Raw genomic sequence first — 25,759 nt, 5'->3', positions numbered from 1 at the left:
TTCATGGCATCGTTTTTACCAAAGATACCAAAATGACCTATTAATTTGACAAAGAGAAACGGTAAACGATCTTTCCGATCTGCTTGGCCGGAGCATTGGTGTCTGAGTTGAATTTTGTCGCTAAGGCTGCGCGCTTAGCGGGTTCTAACAAACAGCGAGAATTATTAGTGGTTCCACGAACTCCAGGAGTAGCGCTGATCACGTTTCCGTTGCGATCCACTTCAATGCTCACCACAACGGTTCCGGCCTCGTTGCAGTCTTGCTGATACTTTTGCTTGTTCAAGGCTTTTCTGCCACCTAATTGGTAGTTGCCGTCCCCGTCTAGACCTTTTCCGGTACCGTAGTAGCTACTGGCATTTGGGTCGCCGTTGGGATCACCTTTGTCTCCGCCACTACTGTCGGGGCCTTCTCCACCTTCTGTTTTGCCGTCATTCTTAGGCCCGTTGATTATAGAAGAAAGGGCATCAGTTGTGCTCTTATCGGGCTTCGGGTCCGGTTTTTTAGGCTCTTCTTTAGGTTTCTCTTCTGTAACCGGTTTAGTTTCTACCGGTTTTTTGTCGTCTTTGATAACCGGGGCGTCCTCTACATCTTGAGTAACCACCTCTTCGTTGATGTCCTTGGCCGATTCAGCCGGTGCTGCCTTGGTTTGCTGCGGAGCCGTTTTTACCGTCTCCTGCGGCTGTACTTGGCCAGATCCTGTATCTGAAGTTCCGAAGTTAATGGCAATACCGCCTTCTGGTGGTGGGTCTAGATATTTCAATCCGAAGAAAAAGAGCAACAACAAAAGTATAGCCATCAAGGCCGAGCTGATGCGGAAACTCTTGCGTTTATGTTCGGTATCTAAAAATCCCATACTAGTTTGGGCGCACGGCTAGCACGACTTTAAAATTGTTCTTGTTGGCAATATCCATGACCAAAACGGCCTTTTCTATAGGCACGCCTTCTTCTGCGCGCAGAATTATGGTCGGATTCTCTTGCCCGTTCAATGCTGCTTGTAGTTCACGTTCTATGCCATACTCGCTCACGCGCTCTTTATTGACATAATAGGCACCCCCTTTGGTAATGCTCACCGAAGCATTTTGCTGGGCTGTGGTCTTGCCTTTGGCCTTTGGAAGTACCAGGTTGAGCGCATCTGGAGTTACGTTAGACGAGGTCAGCAAAAAGAAAACCAACAACAGAAAAACTATATCTGTCATGGAACTCATACTGAACTCCGCCTTAACTTTATTTCGTCCTCTTAGATTCATACTAAGCAGGTTCGTTTAATAGGTCTAAGAAATCAACGGCATTGGCCTCCATTTGGTGCACTACCTTGTCTGTCTTTACTACCAAATGGTTGTATCCCATATAGGCAATGATACCCACCACGAGTCCTGCAACGGTCGTGGTCATAGCCGTGTATATCCCCTCTGCAAGAGAGCCCATTTCTGCCTGCCCACTACTGGTTGCCAGTTGATGGAAAGCCAAGACCATCCCGATCACAGTTCCTAAGAATCCGATCATAGGAGCGGCACCCGCAATGGTAGCCAGAATGCTGACATTCTTTTCCATTTTGTAAACTTCCAAGCGTCCGGCATTTTCAATGGCGGTATTAATATCATCTAAAGGACTTCCGATGCGGGAGATTCCTTTCTCTGTTAGACGAGCTACAGGAGAATTCTGCTGCACACATAATAGTTTGGCAGCCTCTAGGTTTCCGGAACCCACATTGTCTCGAATTTGATTCATGAAGTTGCTGTCTATCTTAGAAGCCGATTTAATCGCGAACAGGCGTTCAAAATAGATGTACATGGCTACAAAGAGCAGTACAAACAAAACAGCGATAATGATTTGACCGGCTACTCCTCCATTGAGTAGTAGCTCCATAAGTGATATCGTTTTTTCTTCAACGACAGGTTCCAGGCCATCTACGGCATCGGTAGTTGGGTCCTGAAGTAGGTAATTCAACATACTTTAGGTTTAATAATGGTAGAACGAACAATACGTTCAGAAATTGTAAGGGCTTATACTAAGAGCACACGTTGGAACAACAGATACACGGCAGCACCTACTGCAAAACCAACGAAAGCTAACCAAGTTATCTTTTTCAAATACCAGATAAAATCGATCTTCTCCATTCCCATAGCAGCAACACCAGCAGCAGATCCGATGATCAACATAGAACCTCCAGTTCCTGCAGAGTAGGCGATAAAGTGCCACAGCACAGAATCTGTTGGCGACTCGTACATACCTATAGAGGCTGCCACAAGCGGTACATTATCTATAATAGCAGAGAAGATACCTAACAAGATCACTACTACATCCTCATATGGAATAGCGCCTTGCAGCACTTCCGCCAAATAACGAAGCGTACCGACTTGTTCTCCGTCCATAGAGGTTCCGTAAACCAAACTCTCTAGTCCGGCAACGGCCATTAGGATCCCGAGGAAGAAGAGGATACTTGAAATTTCTATACGCGACAGGGCCTTATGTGCTGAATACTTATGTCTTTCTGATTCAGAAAAGTCCTCTTCCGGGTGAATATACTCAGACACCAACCATACAATACCCAAGGCAAACATCATCCCGATATACGGTGGCAAGTGCGTAACTGTTTTAAAGATCGGCACAGATACTATCATCCCCAATCCTAAGAAAAGCATGGTCTTACTACTGAGCAGTCTGCGCCCTTCTGCATCTTCGTCCTTGTCTACTCCAGTCACCTCGCCTTGAAAAGGCTTCATGCGACTGGCAATAAAGAATGGCACAATAAAACAAGCGATTGACGGCAATACCACAAACTTCACCAGTCCAAGTGCTGTTACTTTATTGGCGATCCAAAGCATGGTGGTGGTTACGTCTCCAATAGGCGACCAAGCCCCACCAGCGTTAGCGGCGATTACAACCATAGAAGCAAACCACAAACGATCTTCACGCGTTGGGATCAACTTGCGCAGCAAGGTAACCAACACGATAGTCGCAGTAAGGTTATCAATGATAGCCGATAAGATGAATGCCAAAATACCAATGATCCAAAGCAGACGCTTCTTGCTCTTGGTCTTTACAGCTCCCTTGAGGATCTCAAAACCACGGTGCAGATCTATGATCTCCACTATGGTCATGGCCCCTATCAAGAAGATGAGTATCTCTGCGGTTTTACCCAAGTGATGCAACAGTGTGTTGGAGAATCCTTCTTCCATGTGATGGTCTCCCGCTATATAGGTGAAGACATTCTCATGGGTATCTATAACACTGAACCAACCCGAGGCAAACCCTATCGAAAGGACGGCCCAAATAAGGGCTGCCATTATCAAAGCCGGGACAGTTTTGTCCAAGCGCAAAGGGTGTTCTAGGGTAATTGACAAATAACCAAATACAAAAATGAGAATGATAATAGATTCCATACTGTTGGTATTATATAAGTTGTTTTAAAGCGATCTCAAATGCAGTTTCGCTTATTCTTGTTTTATTCGGATTCGATTTGTGTGTGGCTTCCAAAGCTCGGCGGATGGTATCTGAAGTATCGTTAAAGATGGCTTCGTCTGTCATCTGAACTTTTCGCTCCATAAAGTAAGCAAAAACTCTGGCCATTCCACAATTTGAAATAAAATCTGGGATCAGACTGACTTCGCGGTCCGTATGTTCCATGATAGACCCAAAGAAGATCTCCGGATCGGCAAAAGGAACATTGGCTCCGCAAGAAATAACCTCCAAACCTGAGGCGATCATTTGATCTATCTGATCTTGAGTGATAAGGCGTGAAGCGGCACAAGGTGCAAATACCTCAGTCTCCAAGCTCCAAATGCGCTTATTCATTTCGTCAAATGGGATCATGTTGTCTACCATAAGTTCATTACCGCGTTTGTTCAAAAAGAACTCGGTAACCTCGGCCAAAGAAAAGCCGGTCTCGTTGATCACTCCCCCATGGCGGTCAATGATACCAACAACCTTGGCTCCCATTAGAGCCAAATAATAGGCAGCGGCAGACCCAACGTTTCCAAATCCTTGGATCACAGCGCGTTTTCCTTTTACAGAACCTCCGTAAACCTCATAGTAATGTCTAACTGCTTCTGCCACACCAAAGCCAGTTATCATGTCGGCAACGGTATATTTCTTAGTAACATCTGGCGTATAATTCGGATTCTCGATCACCTTTATCACGCCTTGACGCAATTGACCAATTCGGTTGATCTTATCTGCCTCTCTCGGCTGAAAATGTCCTGAGAAAACTCCTTCCTGCGGATGCCAAACACCGCTGGCTTCCGTGATCGGGATCACTTCGTGGATCTCGTCTACATTCAGATCTCCACCTGTGCCGTAATAGGATTTTAAAAGCGGTGAAACGGCTGCGTACCAACGCTCTAGAACTTCCTTTTTTCTCGGATCTGCAGGGTCAAAATTTATTCCAGATTTCGCACCTCCAATCGGGGGGCCGGATACGGTAAATTTAACCTCCATGGTCTTGGCCAAAGAGAGTACCTCGTTCATATCCAAACCCTTACGCATACGGGTTCCTCCACCGGCAGCTCCTCCTCTGAGCGAATTGATCACTGTCCAGCCTTCTGCATCGGTAAGAGGATCGTTCCAATGGAACACAATTTCAGGTGCTTTATTCTCGTAAGCTTTAAGGAGTTCTTTCATTTAGTTGGTTGGCATTGTAGCAGACAAATATAACAAACTTAAGTGCCCAATCCGCTCGCTGTAACTAAATATTAAGGTTAAATATGACTCCGCTAGAATGATCCTTAGACGCTCCTGTGACCGAGGACAAGCAATTTATCTCCTCTCTCAATTTCAGAACTCCCAAGAGCGCAAAAATCAGAGCCTCTTTGTACTCAACAAGCTCCCTTTCCGGAACTTTGATTTTCAAAGACTTATGCGCCTCTATTCGCTGAAGCAGATAATCATTATAAGCTCCACCTCCTGTAAACAAGAGCTTCGCATTGCTTTTTAAAGGAGCAGCAATTTGCATGGCCATATGCTCGACCAAGGTGGCGAGTAGGTCTTCTGTTTTATGCTGCTGACCTTTGAGCAAAGGATCTATGTTTCGCTTCACCCATTCCAAGCCCAAAGATTTTGGAGGCTTTTGAGCATAAAATGACAAGGCATTGAGTTGAGCAAGCAAATCTGGAATGAGCTTTCCTTGACTTGCCAATTGACCACGATCGTCATAAGATAGGCCCAGCGGCTTGACCAGCTCATTCAACACTATGTTAACCGGACAAAGATCGTAGGCTATCCGTTGACCATCTTGTTCGAACGAGATATTGGCAAATCCGCCCAAATTGATACAGTAGTCATAGTTGCCAAAGAGCAATCTATCTCCTATAGGTACCAAAGGCGCCCCTTGACCTCCCAAGGCAACATCCTGTACTCGAAAGTCACAAACCACAGTTTGTTTTAGGACCTCTGCAATGATCTTCTGATTGCCTATTTGCCGTGTAATGCCTTTTTTAGGCTGATGCAAGGCTGTATGTCCGTGAGAACAGACCGCGTCGAGCCCTTTGATATTGTTGGCCTTAATAAAACGATTGATGACAGCCCCCAACATTAAAGAATAGGAATGGTCTGCTTCATCCAATGCCGCCGGAGAGAGATTCACCAAACTGGCCAACCAAGATTTATCGCGGCGGTCGTCATAAGGCTCGGTGAAAGTATGCCCGAAACGATAGTCCCACTGGCCGTTATTGAACTCAAAAAATACCTCTGCCAGGTCCACTCCATCTAAAGAAGTGCCTGACATAACTCCAACTACGTGATAGTGGTTTTTAAGCATTCTTAAAAATAGTAGGATTTATTGAAAATATGCCATTTAAGAAGTATCTTTGCCTACCTTTTTTGAGAATAATTTAAAGAATACTGACTTCCATGGATTTTAGCTTAACCGAAGAACACGAAATGATCCGCGATGCGGCCCGTGATTTTGCAAAAAATGAACTCCTCCCCGGAGTAATTGAACGCGACAACAAACAAGAATTCCCTGCCGCCCAGATCAAACAAATGGGCGAACTCGGATTTATGGGAATGATGGTGGATCCAGCCTATGGCGGAGGTGGAATGGACACTGTTTCTTATGTGTTGGCTATGGAAGAGCTCAGTAAGATAGATGCTTCTGCTTCTGTAGTGATGTCGGTCAACAACTCTTTGGTGTGTTACGGGATCCAAGCTTTTGGAAGTGATATGCACAAAGAAAAATACTTGTCGAAATTGGCCAGCGGAGAAGCTTTGGGCGCTTTTTGTTTGAGCGAACCAGAAGCAGGATCTGACGCGACTTCTCAAAAGACCACTGCAATAGACATGGGCGATCACTACGTACTTAACGGTACCAAGAACTGGATCACCAACGGTAGCAGCGCAGACTATTATATTGTCATTGCACAAACAGATCGTGACAAAGGTCACCGCGGTATCAACGCGCTAATTGTAGAAAAAGGTTGGGAAGGTTTTGAGATCGGCCCTAAAGAAGATAAACTGGGTATCCGCGGAAGCGACACCCACTCTTTGATCTTTAACGATGTAAAGGTTCCTAAAGAGAATCGCATTGGTGAAGATGGCTTCGGATTCAAATTCGCCATGAAGACCCTAAGCGGGGGGCGCATTGGTATTGCCGCTCAAGCCCTAGGAATTGCTCAAGGCGCGTACGAGTTGGCAAAGGAATACTCCAAAGTGCGTAAAGCTTTTGGAACTGAGATCTGCAACCACCAGGCCATTGCCTTTAAATTGGCAGATATGCACGTTAAGATCGAAGCCGCGCGTCATTTGGTAATGAAGGCAGCTTGGGACAAAGACAACGGTCACAACTACGACCTAAGTGGTGCAATGGCCAAACTATACGCCTCTCAAGTAGCCATGGAAGTAACTGTAGAAGCCGTTCAAGTACACGGCGGAAACGGCTACGTAAAAGAATATCATGTAGAGCGCCTTATGCGCGATGCGAAGATCACACAGATCTATGAGGGAACCAGCGAGATCCAGAAGATCGTGATCTCCAGAAGTGTTTTGAAAGATTAATCTCGAATTAGCCACCGAAAAATTGCCCCGGGTTTTACACTCGGGGTTTTTTTATACAAATTGCCCAAATGGCACACTATAGTTGCGATCTGTAACAATTTTAACGGCTTTAAGACTAATAGTCGTAAGCTTTTCCAAAATGAGTTCTTTTAACTCGTTTTTTTTACCGAAATTGATACTCCAAAATTTTTAGCAACCTTAAAACTATAGTCGTACTATGTCTGACGATTTTGACTTACTAGAGACCGATTCTGGCCCTGCACAAGAGAAAGTAGATGTGAACTGGGGTAAAACCATGGACCAAATGAAGGCCAAACTGGCCCAGGAGGACGACCCGGAAGTTCGCCAAAAGATACTCAATGCCACTTTGGATGATGTGGTAGGTATGGCAGAGAAAGATCGCAGTTCCCTTTTGGAGGCGATCAAAGATCTTACCGATTACCAAGACGAAGTTGGAATCATCTTCGAGAAGTTCTCGACCCTAAATGCCGAGGAGCAAAAGGTGATCGACAGAGCTCAGAATGCGCTTAACAAAGCCAAGATCGAACTCGAAGAAGCCGAAAAGGTCAAGGACAACTGGTGGAACAACCTCTGGGGACGTAAGTCGCGCATCAAACGTAAAGAAGAGGAACTCAAAGCCGCAGAAAAGGCTCGTGATGCTGCCGATCTGCGTGCCAAGCAAATGTTCCAGGAGCGTATTGAGAACGCAGACATCCAAACCTTACTCAATGAGCTTTCCTATAAAAGTCAGGCTGCAGTTACCCGATTGAAGAACCGCGAGGTAGAGATCAAAGAGGTAGAAGAAAAACTGCAAGTGGCTATCGTAGAAGCTTCCAAGAACCACAACAAGGCCTTGGAGAAAAAGCAAGAGACCGAAGAAAAACTCGAAGAGCAATACGCCCTTTTAAAGCAAGCTCGTCAAGAGTTGGAAGAGATCACCGATAAGCAATCGCCAGAATACTCAGAGGCTATTGCCAAGATCACCCAGCTGGAACAAAAGGTAGAAGAACTGGAAGGCCTTAAAAACGCCTACACTACCCTTGCCGCTTCTAAGGACAGCTTTGTACACAAGCACAACCTGACCATCAAGGTATTGACTTCCCTGCGCAGCAATTTACAGTCGCACAGAGCGAAGCTTAAGAGTGATACCGATGAGCGTTTAAAGTACTATGACGGTTATGTTGTGGCACTTAAAGCGAGAACCGATCAGGAGTTTGCGGCCATCTTAGAGCACTTAGGTGTAAAGACAGACGAGCACATAGGACAGACCCTTGCAGCAATGCACACGGCTTCTGCCAAAGCACGTCAGCAGATGATGGACAATATCCCGGTTCACGAGAAAGTGATGCAGGGTGTATACAGCTCCTATGCTGAAGCTTTGCAAGAGTTGCGTAAAAAGGATGCAGAGATCCAAAAGGACTTTGCCAACCGTTACGGGATTGACATGAAGGAGATCTTTGAGGACTATTACGCTACAGATGATGCTCCTGCACCTAGCGGTGACGGTGGAGGCGATGACCCGGCTCCTACTCCTGACCCTGCAGACGACGACTTGCTCGGATAAAATCCGAAGCCATATCTAATCATTAAACTTTTCACGTGAAAGCGCGAGCTTATGGGCTTACATGACATAGTTACCCCCTTGGATTCTGCTGTTCTAGAAACCAAAGAACAGTACAAGGCGTATTTTAAACTGGTCAAACACGGATTCAATGCACTGGTAGATGCCTTAAAACAAAAAGACATCTGCACAGCAAGAGAACTGGAGTTCCTTTCACAGTATTGTGAACTCATGCTCTACAGCTTGGAGGCCTTTCGCGTGAAATACCTTTTTGATGATGAAGAAAAGATGCGGATCGATTTGACAGAGTCTGGATTCCCGAATTATTTGGAGTTCAGATACCTGTTGAACGACTTGGCCTTAAAGCAAGAATTCATAGAGAAATTGCCTCCGGCCCAACAGCTTAAAGACGAGTTCTTAGACACACTTTTAAAACACAAAAAGCCAGTAGCAGATAAGAAATTGCATCAGGCTGCGTCTATAGTATATTATACCTCAGTAGACCGAAATTACATCTTTAGACGCTTTGTGCAAGGCAAGATAGTTCGCACCAACGACCGTACCATTGGTCGCAATTTGGTGAGTTGGTCTTTTTACGATGTGACTCTGAACAGACCCTTTGTAGGCTATATGTACTTTGACGTGAACAAGACCAGCGTGGCAGATTATCAGGCAGAGATCTATGAAGCCCTAGAAAAGGTTGCAGACCGCAACATGGATGTAGAGATGATGGCATATGCCATAGACAAGCGTTTGCCAAAATTGTATCCGCGTAGCTTAAAGTTGATAGACCTCGGGCCTTTGCACAGCATCTTTGCCAAAGACGAATTGGCCATAACGCACAGCTTGCTCAAGGCGATAGGTAATAAAGACCTGGACCTTTCGAACTTTGCATTCTCGCTGAGATCGGCAAAGATCGAATCTAAAGGCACCTTTAAAGAAGGCAGCCTGTTTAACAAGCAGCACTTTCAAATTTGGAGCGAACCCAAACGCGAAAGACTCTTGTTTGCACCGCACCGGACCCTGCAGATCTTGTACAACGACATTCCGGACGAATTGAATTTACTAACACAAAACCCGATAGAGATCCCCGCGGTTAACCTTTAATATATGGAGCACAATACCACATTCCCCATCAAGAAGAACGAACTGGAAGCCCTGCGCGAAGAAGCAGCGTCTTACTTAAAGGGTGTCCAGTGGGAACAGGGTATGAAAGCCAAGAACCGAAACAAGGACGGGCAAGACGATTCTATTTTGCTCTATTTGTCTAAAGCGACGGGAAACGGCAAAACCGACGTTACTTCTGTTTCTAAGACCATTTTAGGGCTTAAAAAGCGCTTGCTGAATGATTCTATTGCGATTCCTTTGGCTCTGAACCAATCCCTTATGGCGCTGCAAGAAGGCCTCAGTATGGGTATTTGGTTGAAGGACGCTTACTCTGATGCCAGCGGTCTTTCTGCCATGCAGGAGCAGCGCAGCAGTTTAGACGCTTCACGCCGCAGAGAATACGACAGCAAGATGCACACGGCTACGGCTTTTATGCTCTATGGAACAGCATATAAAACCTTATTTGATCTCAAGCCACATGCTTCTGATGATCTGACTGTGCTGAAAAATAAATTCGCTGGAATTCCTGAGGTCTCTTTGGCTTCGCCTATTAAAGGAATTGCCTGTATGCTCTTTTACTTTGACAAGTATTTGAGCCATCCGGAGATGATCACCTCAGACAAAGATGTGATCGATTTTACGGTGGTTTATTTTGAGGGATTGATCAGTGAGATCCAACTCCGCATTAGTTCTCTAGAATATACCGAGACCATTACCGACAGAACCTACAAATTAGAAAACAGCGAATTTGCTGTTTCGGGTTGGGAGAATGTTTTTGAAGGCACTGCCCAGAGTGTGGAGTTCAATAAGATCAAGTTTGAGCAGATAGTTGGTAACCGCGATGCCAAGCACTTTGCACGCCGTTTGACAGAACGCATGCTGAGCTATGACTTTGCAGCCAAGAAGAATCCGTTTCAGGAGCTTGGTGGCTTTATGCCGGTTTTTATGGGCTACGGAATTCCAGGTACAGGTAAAAGTATGCTTATCGCAGCCATGGCGACGCGCCTTAAAGAATACTGTGAGGTTTTGGAGATACCATTCTTATTCCACCCCATGCCAGATACGCTGATCTCTACTTTTCAAGGAGGGTCCGCAGAGAAAATGGTGCAGTGGATGAAACCCATGCAAGACCCGACCAAGTTGATCTTCGCCCCTATTGACGATGCGGAGAACAACTTACAAGAGCGTACCGCTCAGGGAGTTTCTGCAGGGGTAAAAGAGGTGATTGGTGTGTTCTTGCGCTATACAGAAGGAGCCTATGCGGTAAACTACGGAAACAGCGCTATTGGACTGTTTACCAACCTGCCGGAGATGCTGGACAAGGCAGTGATATCAAGGGTACAGGCCCGTTTTAAAATTGACGGTGCCAGAACTATTCCAGACTTTGTGGATCAGGATTATTTGTGGTGGAGCAAACTTAACGATACCATGCCGGGCTTTGTGAACATGAAAGATCCGGAGCAATACGAATACTTGGCCAACCAAGGATTGGCAAAGAATTTGGGCGAGATCTTAAAGCATGCAGAGCGCCCTAGTGAAGAGCGTGTTCTGGAGATCTTTGAACAAGTAGAATCCAAACACGCACATGACAAGCATATGTTCTATGCGGAGCTCTACAAGAAGATCCAAGAAAGCTTTCCGTTCTTCTCCTCTCGAGATATCAGAAACATACAATCTGCTATTTCCTTGCGCCTGACGGACTTTGATTTGCCCGAGCAGTGGTTCGAGGATCCGAGCTTGTATTTTAAGCAGGATTACGATACCAAATACGCCATGCTGCAAGATCTGATGAAACAGAACATGAAAGGCTTGGACTTTTCAGACATCAGAAGACAAGAAGTGGTGCGCTATTTAGACAATGTAGCTACCATTGCCGATACTGACTTTAAGCGTAAAGTAGAACAGCGTGTTAACGAGCTCAACATCCAAATGGAGGCTCGTGAGCAGTTTGAAAAAGGCACGGACTAATGGAGAAATTACAACAGGCAGGATTGTTTGGCGGCGGCTTGACCACGGTTTCCGGACCATTGGTGGCGCGCTACAACGACTGTTTGGCCATGCTTGGAATTAAACCTGTAAAGCTCAAACGCTTTCAGATAGACGGTTTAGGTTGGAGCCCTGAGGTTGCTGCGGAGCTTAAGGACGACTATTACCTCAACTTAGGCGATGCGAATTCTTACGGGATCATCCTATCTCCGGAGCAGTTCGACCAGCCCATCTACAGACCGTTCCACAGTTTTGACAGAGATCTGATGTATGCGGTCTTTACGGCCTATCAGAAAGAGATCAAAGACATTACTAAAGATTCGGCCATTTGTTTGCATGTAGACCAAGGATTGGATACTTATTACGAGTCTTTTGATCTGCTTAAGATAGAAAAGGTCAGTGTTCACTTTAAGATCAGCGGAGATCTGGACAAGAACAAGGCCGAACAGATGGCGCTTATAGAAGAGTACAACCAAGGCAACAACTTCTTCCACAGAGATATCCATAAAAAGCTATTGGCCTCTGCGCTAGCCTACGGTGATCTAAGAGATCGCAAAGTGCATCTGGAGCCTATCAGTGTAGAAGTGAATTCCTTTTACACCAAAGCTTTTGGCGGTGTCTTTGTGCTGCGAGATTTTATCAAAGAGATCATGGTATTTGAATCCATGGAAACCTTTAAAAAGTCTATAAGCAACACTACGCACGAAGTAATGTTGTTCCACAAGGAGCACGAAGAGCTGCACAAGACCTTGGTAGATCATCTTATTGTGGAATGTAACTTGAAACGAGCCGAGACCACTCCGAAGTATACACGGATCAAAAAGCATCTGTTGGTAGAACACCTCAAAGATGCAGAGCACCCCATGGCAGAGATCTTGGAAAACGAATTCTTGTACAAACGCTATTTCAACACCCTAAGCCCAGACGAGCGCAAACTTATTAGCGGGGTGGAGATCTATAATGAGAAGATCGCACAGAGCAATCAATTCAAACGCAAGGACCTGGTAGATTACCGCATCTTTCTGGCCTTGCACGAACCTCATTCTTCTATAGAAGATGAGCACCGCGCTTTGATCTGGAAGCTGCTGGTTAAAATAATGCCGCTAGACCCTGTGGCCCTTTACTGGTTTGATAAGGAAAGCTTTTACGAGCTATTCCCAAAATACGATGAATCTTATCAGGATTGGATCATTGAGCGGATCAAAGAACGCAATAAAGAATTTAAGTTATGACCATAGAGATCATTGTATTTATAGCCGCCATACTCTTTGGAATAGTAGCCTATTGGCGCGAATCCAAGAACAATAAGTTCTACCGTTTGGTGAACAAGATCACCCACAGCAAAGAACTGCAAATGGCCCCGGACAACCCAAAAGGTTTTCTATACCTGCAACCCTTTTTGATGCGCTTGGTATGGATCACCGCTGGCTTTTTACTGGGCCTAGTAGTGATCACCTTGGTGACCCCATTGAACCTATTCGTGGTGCAGTATTTTGTGAGCGCCATAGTTGGGACCTTAGCAGGGACCTACATCGCTTCTGCCTTTTTTGTTACCAAAGAAGGCCTTTCTAAGGAAAACCTAATAGAAGCGGTGCAGAAAGGCAAAGACTTTATCGAAGATCTGGCAGAAGGCAAGCCAGAAGCAGAAGCGCAGGAAGCCACTCAAGAAACCACGGAAGCAGAACCTGAAAAACAAGCAGAAGCAGCCCCAGAAGCGCCTAAAAAAAGCGCTAGAGACCGCCTAAGAGACAAAGGCATGATCAACTAATTAACACACCATGAGTAGACTCAAAAGATATTGGCAAAAAGGCAAAAAACAGAAGCGAATTGTAATTCTGCTTGGGTTTGTGGCTTTGCTATTGCTGTTCATTCTGCGTGATGATTACCAACCCGCACTGCTGTTTGTGCGCAAGTATATATTCTTGATACTACTTAGTGGAATCATCACTGTTTTTCTTTTCTCAAGATTTAGACGCTCTCCATCTACAGGAGCGCGTTTGGGCTATATTGCAGGAATCTTAGGCTGGTTTGGACTGCTTTGGTATGTGGGTTGGAGCCTGAATTTGTATCAGTTCATGCAGTCTTACAATGTATTCTCAGACCTGAACAAGATAGAGATCCACGAACTGCCGCTTACCCAGAACGAACGCATTCAACCGTTCAACAATATCGTTACCATGGCCTATGAATCTATAGGCGAAACGCAAGAGGTATCTTTGCCACATTTGGTCCGTGTAGATGGCAAGAACCAATGGACCATGGCCGTACAGCCAGCAGAGGAATACATTTGGCAGCGCATTAATGACAATACCGAAGAACTCTTTAACGTAGATTCCACCACACCTTTTCCGCGCTTTTCTGATGACAATAGGGTAAAGATCACTTTCTCTATTGGTGAGTCCTTGGCTTGGAGTAGAAACACTTATAATGCAGTGGTGCAACGCTTCGGATTCTTTAAGCTCTTTACCTACGAGCCGAGCGATGTGTTTTACATGAAGAACGACGATGGCAAATGGGTGCAGGTAGTGAGCCTCATTAAATGGAAGGGATTCTTTTTCCCCTACCCGACCTATGGAGGAGTTATGGTCATTGAACCGGGAGAGCACGATTTTGGCGACTATGTAGAGCGCATCCTTATCGGAAAGGGCACCTACTATTCTCCAGAGGAAACCAAGAATTATCCCTACCTGCAAAGACAAAACATCTTAGCGGAGAAAGTTTCTCGTATGCAAGCACAATCCTTGCAGTTCTTAGGCGGATTTACCGACCCCCTGCCTTGGAACAAGAAGACAGCGGTTAAGATCCCGGATCTGGAAGCCGATCAGAATCAGCAGCCTTTTGTTACCGATTTCAATTGGGAAGGCATGAGTGTGGGCGCCTATGATGGGCTTTACCACTGGTTTGGTTTGGAACCAATTGGCCATGAGCGCACTACCCTTTCTTTTAGTGTGATGATCCCTGCGGATGGAACAGATCAGTTGTTCTACTACAACCACGCTGCTAAAAACGAAGGCTTGGCTGGCGTTTCTGCCATGCCACTTAAGGTTATTGAATCTCGTAAAGAATACGATTGGTCTGTGAACAGACCGGTAGAGTTTAGACCGTTCATTAAATATATTGGAGGACGCAAGCGCATGTTTGTGATCACCACCGTGACCTCTGCCCGAGAAGATTCCAAAAAGTTCGATGGCGCAGCTACACCAGATCTAGCACTTATAGACACCGATTACCGCGATGTGGTATGGATAGATGCTAAAAAGCCACTTACTTGGGGTGATGCCATTTTAGAGCAGTTGGGAGAAACTTGGAAAACTGACGAGAACTTGACCGATCAGCAATTGTATCCAGATCAGGACTTGGACTTTCAACAGGAGAAAACTACCGATAGTTTACTTATAGATAGCGAACGCGTAACTGTACCGGGAGATACTATTCAGTAGACCTTACAACAAGAAATTCCACACCAATCCAAAACGGATCACGGCATCCCGATATGGGTTCTGTGGATCTGCGAAGTAATTCGGGTTGGAACTGAAGAGTGAATTGAAGTGTTCGTACTTGAAGTACACTCTTGTTTGACGCACCTTTACATTAAAGAACAGATCGATCAGCGGAAAACCGCCAAATTCTTGCTCGTTCTGCAAGTAAAACTCTCCAAGCACAGGATCATATCGGTTCATCTCGTAAGAGGTAAAGTACTTCAAAGTCACACCCGTCTGGACAAAGAGCGCTTTTTCAAACCATTCATCTTCGTAGAAGAGGGAGTTTCTAGTCACCAATTCGGGTACTTTAAATACACTTTCTCCGTCTAAAAGGGTCTGATACATAATGGTGTTGTTCAGACCGAACTTACGCCAACGCAGTTCGCGAGATACTTTGACCTTTAAATAGTCTACACGGCCGCCAAACTGGAACGGTTGCGGCGTGGTATAGCTTTCAGAACCATCAGTCGAAGTGACTGTTACGCCATCAAAATAGGCATAATCCTCTATTCCGGTGTAGGTCACCTCGGCATCAAAAAGTTTGTCAGAGGTTAAAAGAAACTGAAACTGTTGTTGCTTTACATTCTCAAAATCATTCTGCCAGTTATAGCTTATATAATCGCTCTGATGTAGCAAGAAGTTGTAATTAGGGGCTCGAGAAGTAATAGCAGCTCTAATACGGACCTTGTTGTTATCATTGATGGCGTAGCCAGCGCTTCCTTCTAAGTAATTCGCGTCAAAATCGCCACTGACATTCACTCCTATACGTCCTTCCAGATCAAAGCCCTTGTAGCGTTTTGCATAGCCACCTCCCACACTGATAAAATCGCCTTTCAATCGATTTGGGATGGTCTGATTGTCTAAAAAGATCACCCGTTCATAACCGTAATTAAAATTGGTATAGCCCGCATAGAAGCGCATATCTCCAATTACAGGATTCTTGTACTGCAGGTTTCCTTCGGCGTAAAACTCTTCTAAAGTAGAGCGGTCCTGCAGGTTAGTCGATTCGTATGCAGGTCCGAAGCCATCAAAAGGAGCTTCCTGAAAATATTCAAAATACTTGTCCTCAAAACTCACTATACTACCCACGCGCAAGGTGTTGGTCTGGGTAGAATCCGGTTTGATCAAAGCGTAATCTTGATCTAAATGAAAGCGCTTGCCTACCAAGATATTTTCGGCATCTTCAAAATTTACCTCCACACGGCCACGATCGTCAAATTCGGGATCGCCTGAGGTAAATATCGGAATGAAATCATCTCGGATCCCGCCGTTCTCGTTGTTAAGAAGATCTTGAGTAACCATATGAGCACGCCCCCTATATCGTCCATTAGGCGATGTATAATTGGTGGTGAATCTAAAATTTCCGGTAGAGGTCAAAGTGCTCTGGTAATTACCCAAAGAGCGCAAACCTTTGTAAGCGATAGAGAAGTTGAGATTCGGTTGCGTATTTATGGTAAAGAAAGCATCTAACTGCTGTCCTTGTTGAAATACCGTCTTAAAATACAGCTCTGTTAGCGGAGTGGGCACACTGTAATAGTAGGTATCCTCGATCTCCATATAATTAAAATGACGGGCTCTTGCCCCAAACTCTGGAGCCAAGCTCACTTTGGTCAAGTCATAACCTAAACTGTTATAGGTCTGCCCAACATTGGCAAAGGGTAAGAGTTCAAAATCGTCTTTGCGCAGATAGTTGAATTTATAATCCTTGGCCAAGGTCAAGGTAGTGTCTAAGCTTGTGGTGTCTCGTTTTACCGAAATGATCTTGTACAGATCTATAGGTGGACGGTCTGTGGGGTTGGTAATATTGTTGTCAAAGGCATCGCCCTGATTGTTGTTGCGACCGTCTGTATTGCCCTGCTGATTAAAGGGAACTCCGGTACGTTGTCCCAAGGCAGGGCTAAGACCTGCGAAGAGCATCAGCACAACCAGTACACTTAAAATAGATCCGTTTCGATCTGCGGGCAATAAAAAAAATCTGCGCTTCATTCCAGTAGTTGCACGCAAAGTTATACTTTTCGAGCTATTCTTATCTTAAATTTGTCTGTGCTGAAGTTAAAAATTCATAAAACCCTGTTGGAATGCGGAACCGACGAAGCCGGACGCGGGTGTTTGGCGGGCCCCGTAACTGCAGCAGCGGTGATCTTACCAGATGATTTTAAACTTCCTGCACTGAATGATTCAAAAAAACTTACCCACAAACAACGCGAAAAACTCCGCCCGATCATAGAAGAAAAGGCCTTGAGCTATGCGGTCTGCCATGTTTGGATGGACGAGATCGATAAGATCAACATCCTCAACGCCTCCATTACAGCCATGCAGCGCGCCATTGCTCAGTTAGACCCTAAACCCGAATTCATTGCCGTAGATGGCAACCGATTCAAAGCTGTAGACGAGATTCCGCATGAATGTGTAATTAAGGGAGACGGCCGCTATTTACACATAGCAGCAGCCTCTGTATTGGCCAAGACCTATAGAGACGATATCATGCTGGAATTGCATGAAAAATTCCCAGAATACGCCTGGAATGCCAACAAAGGTTACCCTACTCAAGCACATCGGGCAGCGATCAAAGCGCTAGGTAGCACCCCTTTTCACAGAATGAGTTTTAAACTTTTACCAGAACAACTCAAATTAGACCTTTAGGCTGTTAAAAACCTTTCGATAAACAGAATAAAGTCTGTTTTCTTTGCGTTGCAATTCCTAGTATTTTTGTTTAACAAGATGGGGCAACACAAATCATATTTTCAATTTTTCGCTGGGACCAAATTTGGCCTGATCATAGGTTTGATATTACTGATGTCTGCTTGTGAGTCGCAGCGCAAATTTGACGGTAAACTGAGTTTTTATTTACCTGCCGATGCGAGTTTGATAATTCGCAGTCATGACCCAAAAGACATGATGAGCGAACTGGAGAATAACAGTTTCCTTCGCGGATTAAAGACCTCCGACAGTTTGCCGGGAATTGCTGCGCTCTTTGCTCGTTTTGACACCTTAGACCTCCAAGGCGAGACTTGGTTGGCGCTATCTCCAAGCACTGATAGTGTGCCCCACATTAGTTTGATCACCAAAGTGGCCGACCCGGTTGTGGCAGATAGTACCGCTAGCGAAACTTGGCTACAGGCCTTACGGAAAGATCCGCAGCAAAAACTTGAAATAAACACAGCTGCAGGCCCCTTGTATTTACAACTCAAAGCAGGTGTTTTACTCGCTGCAAACTGTACCAATGGCTTGAGCCTAAATCTCGCTGGCCCAGGAGAGAATATCACACAACTCGATAAGCTTGCCGCTTCTTTGAATACCGAAAAAGCCGCAATATTTATCAAAGACGGTCTGGGGAGCTCACTTAAGTTGGGAAGCGGCTGGAAAGGGCTTTCCCTTGAACTGCAGCCAGATGCTTTTGGTTTCTACGGAGTTGGACAAAGCAAAGACAGTACGGCTGTTTGGAGTAAAAACGATTTTGGAACCCCAACCGCGCTTGAACTTACTGAGATCGCGCCGGCAAACGCTGCCTTTCTCCTAGAACGCAGCTATAGACGTCCTGTAGACAGTCTTCAAAACGAAGCTGCGACATCCTTGAGCGGTCAACTCCTCGACAACAGCAGCAGTTATGGGTTTATGGAAACTGCCGCGGGCAAGGTCTTCGCCCTAAAGGCATTGGACACTGTCAATATGCAAGAGTTATTGAATACCTACAGCTCGGCTTCAGATCGTTTTAGAGATATTAAACGCTATGCGCTTACAGATAGCTTGAAGTTCGAAACTGTTGGAATTCCCGAGCTTGAGCAGTTGACCGCAACCACCTATTTTAAATTAGGTGCTTATTACCTATTTCCTGAAGAAATTACAGCAGGAGAAGCTGTTATAAGCAGTTTTAGAAATCAGGCGACTATTGCCAATAGAGCAGATTATGAAGGAATTGATCAGCGCCTTAGTGATGCGGGGCATCTTCGAGTCTTCGGAGAACCTGAGAGATTGAATGCCTACTTGGGTAGCAGTACTGGTATTTTTGGAATGCAAGCGACTGCGAACGCAGATCAGACGCATCAGCTTATGGGGCTACAGTATACGGCTACCGACGGGGTTTTGTATATACAAGGGCAAACGGTACTTCCGCAGACTAAGCAAAGCTCCGACGGAATTAAAGAACTCAAAAGCATTGCGCTTAAACTACCGCCATTATCGACTCCGCAGTGGTTTACCAACCACAGAACCAAAGGCAAGGATATCGTATATCAAGATGTGGAGAACAACTTGCATTTGTTGGCCTACAATGGTAAATCCCTTTGGACCCGAAAACTAAACGAACCCATTTTAGGGAAGATCCAAGAGGTTGACCTACTTAGAAACGGCAAGCTACAATTGGCATTTGCAACAGCAAGTAGACTCTATATTATAGATAGAAACGGAGATGACGTAGGTCCCTTCCCTATCAAGTTTAGAGATGAAGTCACCCAACCCTTGGCCGTTTTTGATTACGACAACAACCGCAAATACCGTTTTGTTGTGGTCCAAGACAAAGAGATTCTCATGTATGACAGCCAAGCGAAGATCGTGAAGGGCTTTAGCTTTACAGAGGCTCCTACTACTTTAGCTATGGCGCCGCAGCATTTGAGAATAGGCAATAAGGACTATCTCACCTTCCCGCTTTCGGACGGACGACTACTTATTAAGAGTCGTGTGGGGAAAGACCGGGTGAAAGTGAACGGCAGCTTTGAGTTTGGCACTTCGCCAATTTTTGAAGAAGGAGGGAATTTTGTTTTTCTATCTGGAGATAAAACCAAGGTGAGTATTGACTCTCGTGGTGGGATAAACAGAAAAGACCTAGGAGTTGCCCAAGGGTTCTCACTGGTGATTAGCGGTAAAACCAAGGTTTCCTTAGATGAAAACTTACTGCGGATAAATGGCCGACTCTACGAACTGCCTTATGGAGTCTACAGCCCGCCTAGTATCCATCAAGTGGGCAGACAGCGCTATGTTACTTTAACTGACCTGCAGGAGAAAAAGGTCTATGTCTTTAATGACAGCGGAGATCTGCTGCCAAACTTCCCAGTATATGGAACCACCGCTGCTGTTATCGGGGACGCAAACCGTAATAGAAGTGCCAATTTACTTACCCAAAGCGACCAAAACACCTTAACCATCTACGAGTACTAATCGCTAGGAATTGATACAAGAAAAACCCTGAAATTTCATTGTTCGGACAAATAGTTTTGCTTTTTAATTAACTTTAAGTCAACTAATTAAACCGCCAGACAATGAGAACCAATGTACTCAGATTGGCATGCGTCAGTATGCTATTGCTAATTCTTGCCCCTACCATACAAGCCCAAACAAAACGGATCAAAAGACCTCGCGGAAGCATAGGTGTAAGCAGTGCCGATCGCTTTGTTCGAGAATCCTTTGACCTATACGACAAGGTTTATCGCTACGAGAGTTATGCAGAAAATGGCACGCCCTTAAGTGAAGACGACATAAATGTGTTGGAATACGCCCTGGACGATGTAGACGGTTTATTATTGAGCGCCCCCAATGTTATTGCCGATCTAGATGGCGCCGGAGCACTGAAACAAGCCAAAGGTGTATTACAGGTCAATAAGGCAAAAAAGGCACTCCGATATTGCGCGGAGACTATTCCTGTACTTTTAGCTGGCAGTAGTAATTCCGAAGAGGAATCCTCTGAAACAGAAGAGTCTCAAGGTCCTACTTCCGAGACCGAGACAAGCAGTGGCAGCGGAACTGAGAACACCGAGGGATCCTCCAATGACCCGCCTATCACCATAAACACCAAATACGATTTCGTACCTGGAGATGAGATCTTGTTCACCGATGATTTTGCTGCAGATTTTGTTGGCGACTTCCCAGCCAAATGGAACACCAACGGCAGCGGTGAGGTAGTTACCTTTGGTGACGAAAGCACCAAATGGCTAGAACTGAGCTCGGGCTACGGAACGCTCTTTGTCCCAGATGTGACCTCGTTACCGGAAGAATACACTATAGAATTCGATGTGCGCACTGCAGGGATTAGCAGAAAAACATCGAGCACCGCCAGATTCAGAATCAGTTTAGAAGAAAATAACGGCCTAAGACAGACCGACAATCGTGTGGAATTATCTGTGAGCTATCCGCAGTATACCGCAAACGAAGCTCGAATTTACAGCCGTATTAAAGGACAAGACCCTATCAACAACGGCTTGGCGGCCGAACTGCGCGAAGAGCAACTCCAAATACACCACTACGCCATTGCAGTGAACAAACGCAGGGTTAGACTTTGGGTTAATCAGAAGAAGCTTTTAGATGTACCTAGAGCACTACCCGAAACAGCAATTATGAATAGCGTTAAATTGAACATCCATACGTTTAAAGATGGGGTAGAACGACTCTTTATAAGCAATTTCAAAGTTGCCAAAGGCGGATTGGACCTGAGGCGTACATTGCTCAATGACGGACAAGTTTCCACCTCCGGTATCTTATTCGATTCGGGCTCAGCAAGCATAAAACCACAATCTTATGGCATCATCAAACAGATCTCTCAGGTTTTGGCTCAAGACAAGAACATGAAGTTAAAAATAGTTGGGCACACCGATAGCGACGGGAACGACGATACCAACCTCAGCCTTTCTAAGCAACGCGCTGCAGCGGTAAAACAAGCCTTGGTAAGTATCTACGGCGTAGATGGATCTAGACTAAGCACAGATGGTAAAGGGGAGCAAGACCCAATTGCAGACAATAGCTCTGCGGAGGGAAAAGCCAAGAACAGACGTGTGGTCTTTATTAAAGAGTAATTAAGAGAGTGCCGCGGCAGCGAATTCCGCCTCAAAAAGCTCGGCAAAGTATTGTTTGAGTTTTGCTTTGACTTCTTCCATGGAGACCTCGGTTTGCCCGAGTTCTACATTTAGAGATGTGACTGCCTTGTCTTTTATCCCGCAAGGGATCATATGGTCAAAATAACCCAAGTCCGCATTAACGTTAAAGGCAAAACCGTGCATGGTTACCCAACGGCTAGCACGCACGCCCATGGCGCAAATCTTGCGAGCAAAAGGTGTACCTACATCTAGCCAAACCCCTGTCTCGCCCTGAGATCGTTCGCCTTTTAGGCCGTAGTCTGCTAAAACACGAATGATCATTTCTTCCAGCAAACGCAGGTATTTGTGAATGTCGGTAAAGAAGTTTTCCAGATCGAGTATGGGATAACCTACCACCTGACCAGGTCCGTGGTAGGTTATATCGCCACCTCTGTTTATTTTATAGAATTTAGCGTCAATGGCCTCCAATTGCGCCTCTGGAATGAGCAGATTGTCAAAGTCACCACTTTTGCCTAAGGTGTAGACATGCGGATGCTCTACAAACAACAAATAGTTAGGAGTGGGTTTGTCATCTTCTTGGCGGCGGTTGTGGATCTTGATGTCCAAGATCTGCTGAAAGAGTTCTTCCTGATAATCCCAGGTCTCTTTGTAGTCTCGCCTGCCGAGATCCTCAAATTGTATTTTCTTATTCAGGGCCATCAATTGCCTTTTAGTCTTCTAGAACAACCTCAATGTCCAGTAGGTCTGGGTCTTTCATATACTCCATAAAATTCACAGAGTAATACAAAGTCTTGCCATCATTACTAAAGGTTGCGGACTCTCTATTGGTCGATTTTATTCTTCTAGGAAAGGTGTATTCCAGCTTATACGAAGACGAACTCAAGAACATTTCCATGCTCTTCATACTGTCTATTTGAACCTGGTATTTTTCGGCATCGACTATATAAGCATCTCTTTTGAAAACGTTGTTCTCAAAGGAGTAGTTCACCTTGACATTCTCTTCGTTCTTGGCCGGTTGCTGCTGAGCGCCTTGATCACCAGAGTTCATCATGCCATTGAGATTGTTGAACCCGTCGTTAATATTATTGGCTTCTGACACATCTTTGAAATCTGTAAAGATGTTGAATTTCATAAGACCTTCTTCTTCGTCTATCTGCATGCGCATCTTAAAGTTCTCCATGGCCAAGATCTCATTGCGCTCTTTGGCCGGTAAGGCCATGATACTGTCTTTGTTCTCTTCAATAAAGTCCTTAAAGTCAATAATGGAGTCTACTTTCTCTTTCTCTCCTTCTTCTTCTCCACTTCCCATGTCTCCAGCCATGGTCATCAGTTCTGAAGCATCAAAGTTCACAGATAAGCGACCGCTACCGTCTTCGTTCATGGTCATTTGTTCGGTAAAATTACAGCTGATCATGACCAAACCGATCAGTAGCATTGCCAATTTGCTAAATAGTTTCATAGTGTTGCTGATTATCTCTCTGGGTTATTTAATATGATAAGGGCGGCTACCACTCCGGGCACCCATCCACAAATAGTTAATATTAAGACGATTACAATAGACCCACAGCCTTTATCGATCACCGCCAAAGGTGGAAAAAGGATACTGAGTAAAACGCGCCATATGCTCATAAATTCTAAGGATAAAGATACATTAATTAATACAGATAGGACGGCAGAGGCGGCAATGTGTTACGCCGCGGTCTGCGGATTTTTTCTACGCTTCATTTTCCCTACTTTTGAGTGTGAAGTATTTTGTACTCATAGCACTGTTTTTGATGCTGCCAGTATCGGCCTTGTCGCAATATGTCTTTGAAGGTCAAGTAGACCCTAGCGATTGGAATGGACAGGCCTATCTATCAGAGATCAAAGACTATCGCAAACTCAATGGGGTTTTTAACGAGCAACTCATCCAGCGTGTGCCTTTAGATAGTTTGGGCATATTTCGTTTTAGCGGAAACTCCCTATCCGAAGCAAATAAACTTTACCGCATTCATGTAGATCGTTGTGCCTCTTACGAGCAAGACCTGAATCATTTTACGGGCAATTGTGAGCATAGCAAGGCCATGATCATCATTGCCAACAATAAAGACAGTATTAGCCTGCCACAGCGTTTTGACAATGAGATCTTCTGCGAGGCCATTAGCACTAATGAAGCCACCCTGGCCCTACTTAAGGTAGATTCTATCATGGAGGCGATGAAGTACGAATTTGTAGGTCTGCGCTCTGAAACTGCTGTAAACAACTTGCTCGACACTTGGACCAAACGCCTACACGAGTTTGGGGCTGAGCAAGACCCTCTGGTGGGACTCTATATTTACACCACCCTGACCGATAGAAGCACCATATTTTACGATCATCATTTAAGATCTTTAAATAAAACGGATTTCTACGATACCCTTAAGACGCGTTTAGAAGATCAGTATCCGGAGGCTGCCACTAGTAAGCAATACTTTAAAGAGCTTCAAGCAGACAAGAGCTTGGCCAAAATGGAAGAAGCAGTAGATCATTCAAACTTATATTTAGGTGGAGGTGTTTTGGTTTTATTGCTGATGGGGGTTGGTTATTTCTACGGACGCAAACGCCCTGGAAAGATCAAAGCAGCGCTCACGCCTCAGGAAGAAAAAATCTTGCAACTCATTAAAGAGAACAAGACCAATAAAGAGATCGCGAGCGAATTATTTATCAGTCACAGCACGGTAAAATCCCATGTAAACAACATATACCGCAAATTGGGAGTCACTTCTAGAGACGAAATAAAGTCTCTTACTATCAGGTAGTTATAAAATATCAAACGGGGGTCTAGTACCCGATTCCAACGGGAATTCTTTCCTAAAGGCTAGCCTTTTAATCACTTTCGCTGCTGAACAAATACAATTCAGCATGAAAAAAATCACCCTCTTATTATTGCTCTTAACGAGTATTAGTTTGGCCCAGAATAACAGCAATCTTATAACCGACACCAAGGGCCGGGAAGTGCTCTGGGGGAGTTTCGAAATGGCCGATCTAAACAGACCGCAATTTGTGGATTGGTTCCAAAAGGGCTACGACCTTTACCAGCCCGAAGCAAGCGTAGTAAAGAAGCTTAGCGAAACTATAACAGCATACCAGATAGAAGTCTATATGGGAACCTGGTGCGGTGACAGCAAACGCGAAATACCCAGATTAATTAAGCTCTTTGGTGCGCTTAATATGCCTAAAGAAAATGTAAAAATGATCGCTGTCCGCGGTGATGGGGAATTTTACAAACAAGGGCCCAATAGAGAAACACTAGGTCGCAATATTCATCGTGTCCCTACAATAATCGTCTATAAGAACGGGCAAGAGATCAACCGAATCGTTGAAGACCCAATAGTGAGTCTGGAAGCAGATCTGCTCGCCATTATAGAAGGAAACTACAGGCCGCAGTATCCTATCGCGAACGCTTTGGGCAGCCAACTTTCTAATGACAAGGATCGAGGCCTATCAGACAAAAAGCTGAAAAAGCTCGCTTCTAAATTCAGTGATAAGACCTCTTCTTTTTATGAACTCAATACCTTGGCCTATGTGCTCAGCACCCAAAATAAAGAGCAACAGGCCTTGAGTGTGCTTAAATTGAACAGCCTGCTCTTTGCCAACGAAGCGCAAGTACATTATCGCCTGGGTAAAAAACTCGAAGAACTGGAAATGTATGAAGAGGCTTTAGTCGCTTACAGCAAAGCTATAAGCCTTAAACCAGAGATAGCCGATTACACCCAAGCACTTGAACGCATTAAGACTGCCAAAGAAGGGAAATAAATTGCTGCCCTGAAGAATTTAATAATAGAGGCAAAAACTGTAATTTTGCCTCTTAA

Annotated in this window: 22 protein-coding genes; 12 read left to right on the top strand and 10 right to left on the bottom strand. The window is 45.0% G+C overall.

Translation table 11 applies throughout. The features are described from left to right. Nucleotides 1–40 precede the first annotated feature (40 nt). From BTO09_RS09490 to BTO09_RS09465, 6 genes are all read right to left on the bottom strand, one after another. Nucleotides 41–853, bottom strand: a complete 813-nt coding sequence (locus BTO09_RS09490; RefSeq protein WP_087524544.1) for an energy transducer TonB — start codon at nucleotides 851–853, stop codon at nucleotides 41–43. A 1-nt stretch (nucleotide 854) separates the two neighbouring features. Next, nucleotides 855–1,247 carry a biopolymer transporter ExbD gene (locus BTO09_RS09485; protein WP_087524543.1) on the bottom strand — a complete coding sequence of 131 codons (393 nt, stop codon included), beginning with the start codon at nucleotides 1,245–1,247 and terminating at the stop codon, nucleotides 855–857. Nucleotide 1,248: 1 nt separating this feature from the next. Beyond that, nucleotides 1,249–1,950 (bottom strand): MotA/TolQ/ExbB proton channel family protein, encoded by a 702-nt coding sequence (locus BTO09_RS09480; protein ID WP_087524542.1) that lies wholly within the window; start codon nucleotides 1,948–1,950, stop codon nucleotides 1,249–1,251. Between the two features lie 53 nt (nucleotides 1,951–2,003). Continuing rightward, nucleotides 2,004–3,383: a sodium:proton antiporter NhaD gene (gene nhaD / locus BTO09_RS09475; RefSeq protein WP_087524541.1), complete on the bottom strand. Its 1,380-nt coding sequence runs from the start codon at nucleotides 3,381–3,383 to the stop codon at nucleotides 2,004–2,006. A gap of 10 nt (nucleotides 3,384–3,393) precedes the next feature. Beyond that, on the bottom strand, nucleotides 3,394–4,620 hold the full coding sequence (locus tag BTO09_RS09470; RefSeq protein WP_087524540.1) for a Glu/Leu/Phe/Val dehydrogenase dimerization domain-containing protein: 1,227 nt from the start codon (nucleotides 4,618–4,620) through the stop codon (nucleotides 3,394–3,396). A 64-nt stretch (nucleotides 4,621–4,684) separates the two neighbouring features. Continuing rightward, nucleotides 4,685–5,755, bottom strand: a complete 1,071-nt coding sequence (locus BTO09_RS09465; RefSeq protein WP_087524539.1) for an anhydro-N-acetylmuramic acid kinase — start codon at nucleotides 5,753–5,755, stop codon at nucleotides 4,685–4,687. A gap of 92 nt (nucleotides 5,756–5,847) precedes the next feature. Here BTO09_RS09465 and BTO09_RS09460 point away from each other — a divergent pair, with 92 nt between their 5' ends. The 7 genes from BTO09_RS09460 to BTO09_RS09430 all read left to right on the top strand — a co-directional run bounded on the left by BTO09_RS09460 (nucleotide 5,848) and on the right by BTO09_RS09430 (nucleotide 15,084). Further along, entirely contained in the window at nucleotides 5,848–6,990 is a 1,143-nt protein-coding gene (locus tag BTO09_RS09460; RefSeq protein WP_087524538.1) for an acyl-CoA dehydrogenase, read from the top strand. Between the two features lie 217 nt (nucleotides 6,991–7,207). Beyond that, nucleotides 7,208–8,554 carry a microtubule-binding protein gene (locus tag BTO09_RS09455; protein ID WP_087524537.1) on the top strand — a complete coding sequence of 449 codons (1,347 nt, stop codon included), beginning with the start codon at nucleotides 7,208–7,210 and terminating at the stop codon, nucleotides 8,552–8,554. 51 nt (nucleotides 8,555–8,605) lie between these two features. Continuing rightward, nucleotides 8,606–9,658: a hypothetical protein gene (locus BTO09_RS09450; RefSeq protein ID WP_087524536.1), complete on the top strand. Its 1,053-nt coding sequence runs from the start codon at nucleotides 8,606–8,608 to the stop codon at nucleotides 9,656–9,658. 3 nt (nucleotides 9,659–9,661) lie between these two features. Then, nucleotides 9,662–11,626: an AAA family ATPase gene (locus BTO09_RS09445; protein WP_087524535.1), complete on the top strand. Its 1,965-nt coding sequence runs from the start codon at nucleotides 9,662–9,664 to the stop codon at nucleotides 11,624–11,626. Next, nucleotides 11,626–12,876 carry a DUF6638 family protein gene (locus BTO09_RS09440; protein WP_087524534.1) on the top strand — a complete coding sequence of 417 codons (1,251 nt, stop codon included), beginning with the start codon at nucleotides 11,626–11,628 and terminating at the stop codon, nucleotides 12,874–12,876. Before BTO09_RS09445 ends, BTO09_RS09440 begins: the two co-directional genes overlap by 1 nt. Next, nucleotides 12,873–13,412, top strand: coding sequence for a hypothetical protein (locus tag BTO09_RS09435; protein WP_087524533.1), 540 nt, complete (start codon nucleotides 12,873–12,875; stop codon nucleotides 13,410–13,412). The genes BTO09_RS09440 and BTO09_RS09435 overlap by 4 nt, the downstream gene beginning before the upstream one ends. 10 nt (nucleotides 13,413–13,422) lie before the next feature. Continuing rightward, nucleotides 13,423–15,084, top strand: coding sequence for a hypothetical protein (locus BTO09_RS09430; RefSeq protein ID WP_087524532.1), 1,662 nt, complete (start codon nucleotides 13,423–13,425; stop codon nucleotides 15,082–15,084). Between the two features lie 3 nt (nucleotides 15,085–15,087). On the opposite strand, the gene BTO09_RS09425 is transcribed toward BTO09_RS09430, so the two are convergent. Next, complete coding sequence (locus BTO09_RS09425) at nucleotides 15,088–17,112, bottom strand: putative porin (RefSeq protein WP_087524531.1); 2,025 nt, start codon at nucleotides 17,110–17,112, stop codon at nucleotides 15,088–15,090. A 57-nt stretch (nucleotides 17,113–17,169) separates the two neighbouring features. Here BTO09_RS09425 and BTO09_RS09420 point away from each other — a divergent pair, with 57 nt between their 5' ends. The 3 genes from BTO09_RS09420 (at nucleotide 17,170) to BTO09_RS09410 (ending at nucleotide 21,908) form a co-directional block, all read left to right on the top strand. Further along, nucleotides 17,170–17,769 carry a ribonuclease HII gene (locus BTO09_RS09420; RefSeq protein WP_087525539.1) on the top strand — a complete coding sequence of 200 codons (600 nt, stop codon included), beginning with the start codon at nucleotides 17,170–17,172 and terminating at the stop codon, nucleotides 17,767–17,769. Nucleotides 17,770–17,847: 78 nt separating this feature from the next. Further along, a complete protein-coding gene (locus tag BTO09_RS09415) occupies nucleotides 17,848–20,280 on the top strand; it encodes a hypothetical protein (protein ID WP_087524530.1) in 2,433 nt (810 codons plus the stop codon). Between the two features lie 101 nt (nucleotides 20,281–20,381). Beyond that, the gene (locus BTO09_RS09410; protein ID WP_087524529.1) at nucleotides 20,382–21,908 is read left to right on the top strand and encodes an OmpA family protein; all 1,527 of its coding nucleotides are present in this window, start codon (nucleotides 20,382–20,384) and stop codon (nucleotides 21,906–21,908) included. Here BTO09_RS09410 and lipB read toward each other — a convergent pair whose 3' ends face one another. The 3 genes from lipB to BTO09_RS09395 are packed head-to-tail and all read right to left on the bottom strand — an operon-like array spanning nucleotide 21,909 to nucleotide 23,558. Next, nucleotides 21,909–22,628 (bottom strand): lipoyl(octanoyl) transferase LipB, encoded by a 720-nt coding sequence (gene lipB / locus BTO09_RS09405; protein ID WP_304441015.1) that lies wholly within the window; start codon nucleotides 22,626–22,628, stop codon nucleotides 21,909–21,911. A 10-nt stretch (nucleotides 22,629–22,638) separates the two neighbouring features. Then, entirely contained in the window at nucleotides 22,639–23,388 is a 750-nt protein-coding gene (locus tag BTO09_RS09400) for a hypothetical protein (RefSeq protein WP_087524528.1), read from the bottom strand. An 11-nt stretch (nucleotides 23,389–23,399) separates the two neighbouring features. After that, nucleotides 23,400–23,558 carry a YqaE/Pmp3 family membrane protein gene (locus tag BTO09_RS09395; protein WP_087524527.1) on the bottom strand — a complete coding sequence of 53 codons (159 nt, stop codon included), beginning with the start codon at nucleotides 23,556–23,558 and terminating at the stop codon, nucleotides 23,400–23,402. A gap of 113 nt (nucleotides 23,559–23,671) precedes the next feature. Here BTO09_RS09395 and BTO09_RS14625 point away from each other — a divergent pair, with 113 nt between their 5' ends. Beyond that, nucleotides 23,672–24,706, top strand: coding sequence for a response regulator transcription factor (locus BTO09_RS14625; protein WP_157663477.1), 1,035 nt, complete (start codon nucleotides 23,672–23,674; stop codon nucleotides 24,704–24,706). 103 nt (nucleotides 24,707–24,809) lie between these two features. Further along, nucleotides 24,810–25,703: a thioredoxin family protein gene (locus tag BTO09_RS09385; RefSeq protein ID WP_087524525.1), complete on the top strand. Its 894-nt coding sequence runs from the start codon at nucleotides 24,810–24,812 to the stop codon at nucleotides 25,701–25,703. Nucleotides 25,704–25,759 lie beyond the last annotated feature (56 nt).

Origin of the sequence: Gilvibacter sp. SZ-19 (assembly GCF_002163875.1) — a bacterium.
Taxonomy (GTDB): domain Bacteria; phylum Bacteroidota; class Bacteroidia; order Flavobacteriales; family Flavobacteriaceae; genus Gilvibacter.
The sequence above is the reverse complement of the archived record's forward strand: the minus strand, read 5'-3'. Positions and strand labels throughout refer to the sequence as shown.

Bases quoted from the DNA above. Each gene is read 5' to 3' on its own strand.
- BTO09_RS09415 (WP_087524530.1), top strand. From the start codon at position 17,848: ATGGGGCAACACAAATCATATTTTCAATTTTTCGCTGGGACCAAATTT.
- BTO09_RS09460 (WP_087524538.1), top strand. From the start codon at position 5,848: ATGGATTTTAGCTTAACCGAAGAACACGAAATGATCCGCGATGCGGCC.
- nhaD (WP_087524541.1), bottom strand. From the start codon at position 3,383: ATGGAATCTATTATCATTCTCATTTTTGTATTTGGTTATTTGTCAATT.
- BTO09_RS09395 (WP_087524527.1), bottom strand. From the start codon at position 23,558: ATGAGCATATGGCGCGTTTTACTCAGTATCCTTTTTCCACCTTTGGCG.
- BTO09_RS09465 (WP_087524539.1), bottom strand. From the start codon at position 5,755: ATGCTTAAAAACCACTATCACGTAGTTGGAGTTATGTCAGGCACTTCT.
- BTO09_RS09435 (WP_087524533.1), top strand. From the start codon at position 12,873: ATGACCATAGAGATCATTGTATTTATAGCCGCCATACTCTTTGGAATA.
- BTO09_RS09400 (WP_087524528.1), bottom strand. From the start codon at position 23,388: ATGAAACTATTTAGCAAATTGGCAATGCTACTGATCGGTTTGGTCATG.
- BTO09_RS09430 (WP_087524532.1), top strand. From the start codon at position 13,423: ATGAGTAGACTCAAAAGATATTGGCAAAAAGGCAAAAAACAGAAGCGA.
- BTO09_RS09450 (WP_087524536.1), top strand. From the start codon at position 8,606: ATGGGCTTACATGACATAGTTACCCCCTTGGATTCTGCTGTTCTAGAA.
- BTO09_RS09410 (WP_087524529.1), top strand. From the start codon at position 20,382: ATGAGAACCAATGTACTCAGATTGGCATGCGTCAGTATGCTATTGCTA.
- lipB (WP_304441015.1), bottom strand. From the start codon at position 22,628: ATGGCCCTGAATAAGAAAATACAATTTGAGGATCTCGGCAGGCGAGAC.
- BTO09_RS09385 (WP_087524525.1), top strand. From the start codon at position 24,810: ATGAAAAAAATCACCCTCTTATTATTGCTCTTAACGAGTATTAGTTTG.
- BTO09_RS09425 (WP_087524531.1), bottom strand. From the start codon at position 17,112: ATGAAGCGCAGATTTTTTTTATTGCCCGCAGATCGAAACGGATCTATT.
- BTO09_RS09485 (WP_087524543.1), bottom strand. From the start codon at position 1,247: ATGAATCTAAGAGGACGAAATAAAGTTAAGGCGGAGTTCAGTATGAGT.
- BTO09_RS09470 (WP_087524540.1), bottom strand. From the start codon at position 4,620: ATGAAAGAACTCCTTAAAGCTTACGAGAATAAAGCACCTGAAATTGTG.
- BTO09_RS09480 (WP_087524542.1), bottom strand. From the start codon at position 1,950: ATGTTGAATTACCTACTTCAGGACCCAACTACCGATGCCGTAGATGGC.
- BTO09_RS09455 (WP_087524537.1), top strand. From the start codon at position 7,208: ATGTCTGACGATTTTGACTTACTAGAGACCGATTCTGGCCCTGCACAA.
- BTO09_RS09445 (WP_087524535.1), top strand. From the start codon at position 9,662: ATGGAGCACAATACCACATTCCCCATCAAGAAGAACGAACTGGAAGCC.
- BTO09_RS09490 (WP_087524544.1), bottom strand. From the start codon at position 853: ATGGGATTTTTAGATACCGAACATAAACGCAAGAGTTTCCGCATCAGC.
- BTO09_RS09440 (WP_087524534.1), top strand. From the start codon at position 11,626: ATGGAGAAATTACAACAGGCAGGATTGTTTGGCGGCGGCTTGACCACG.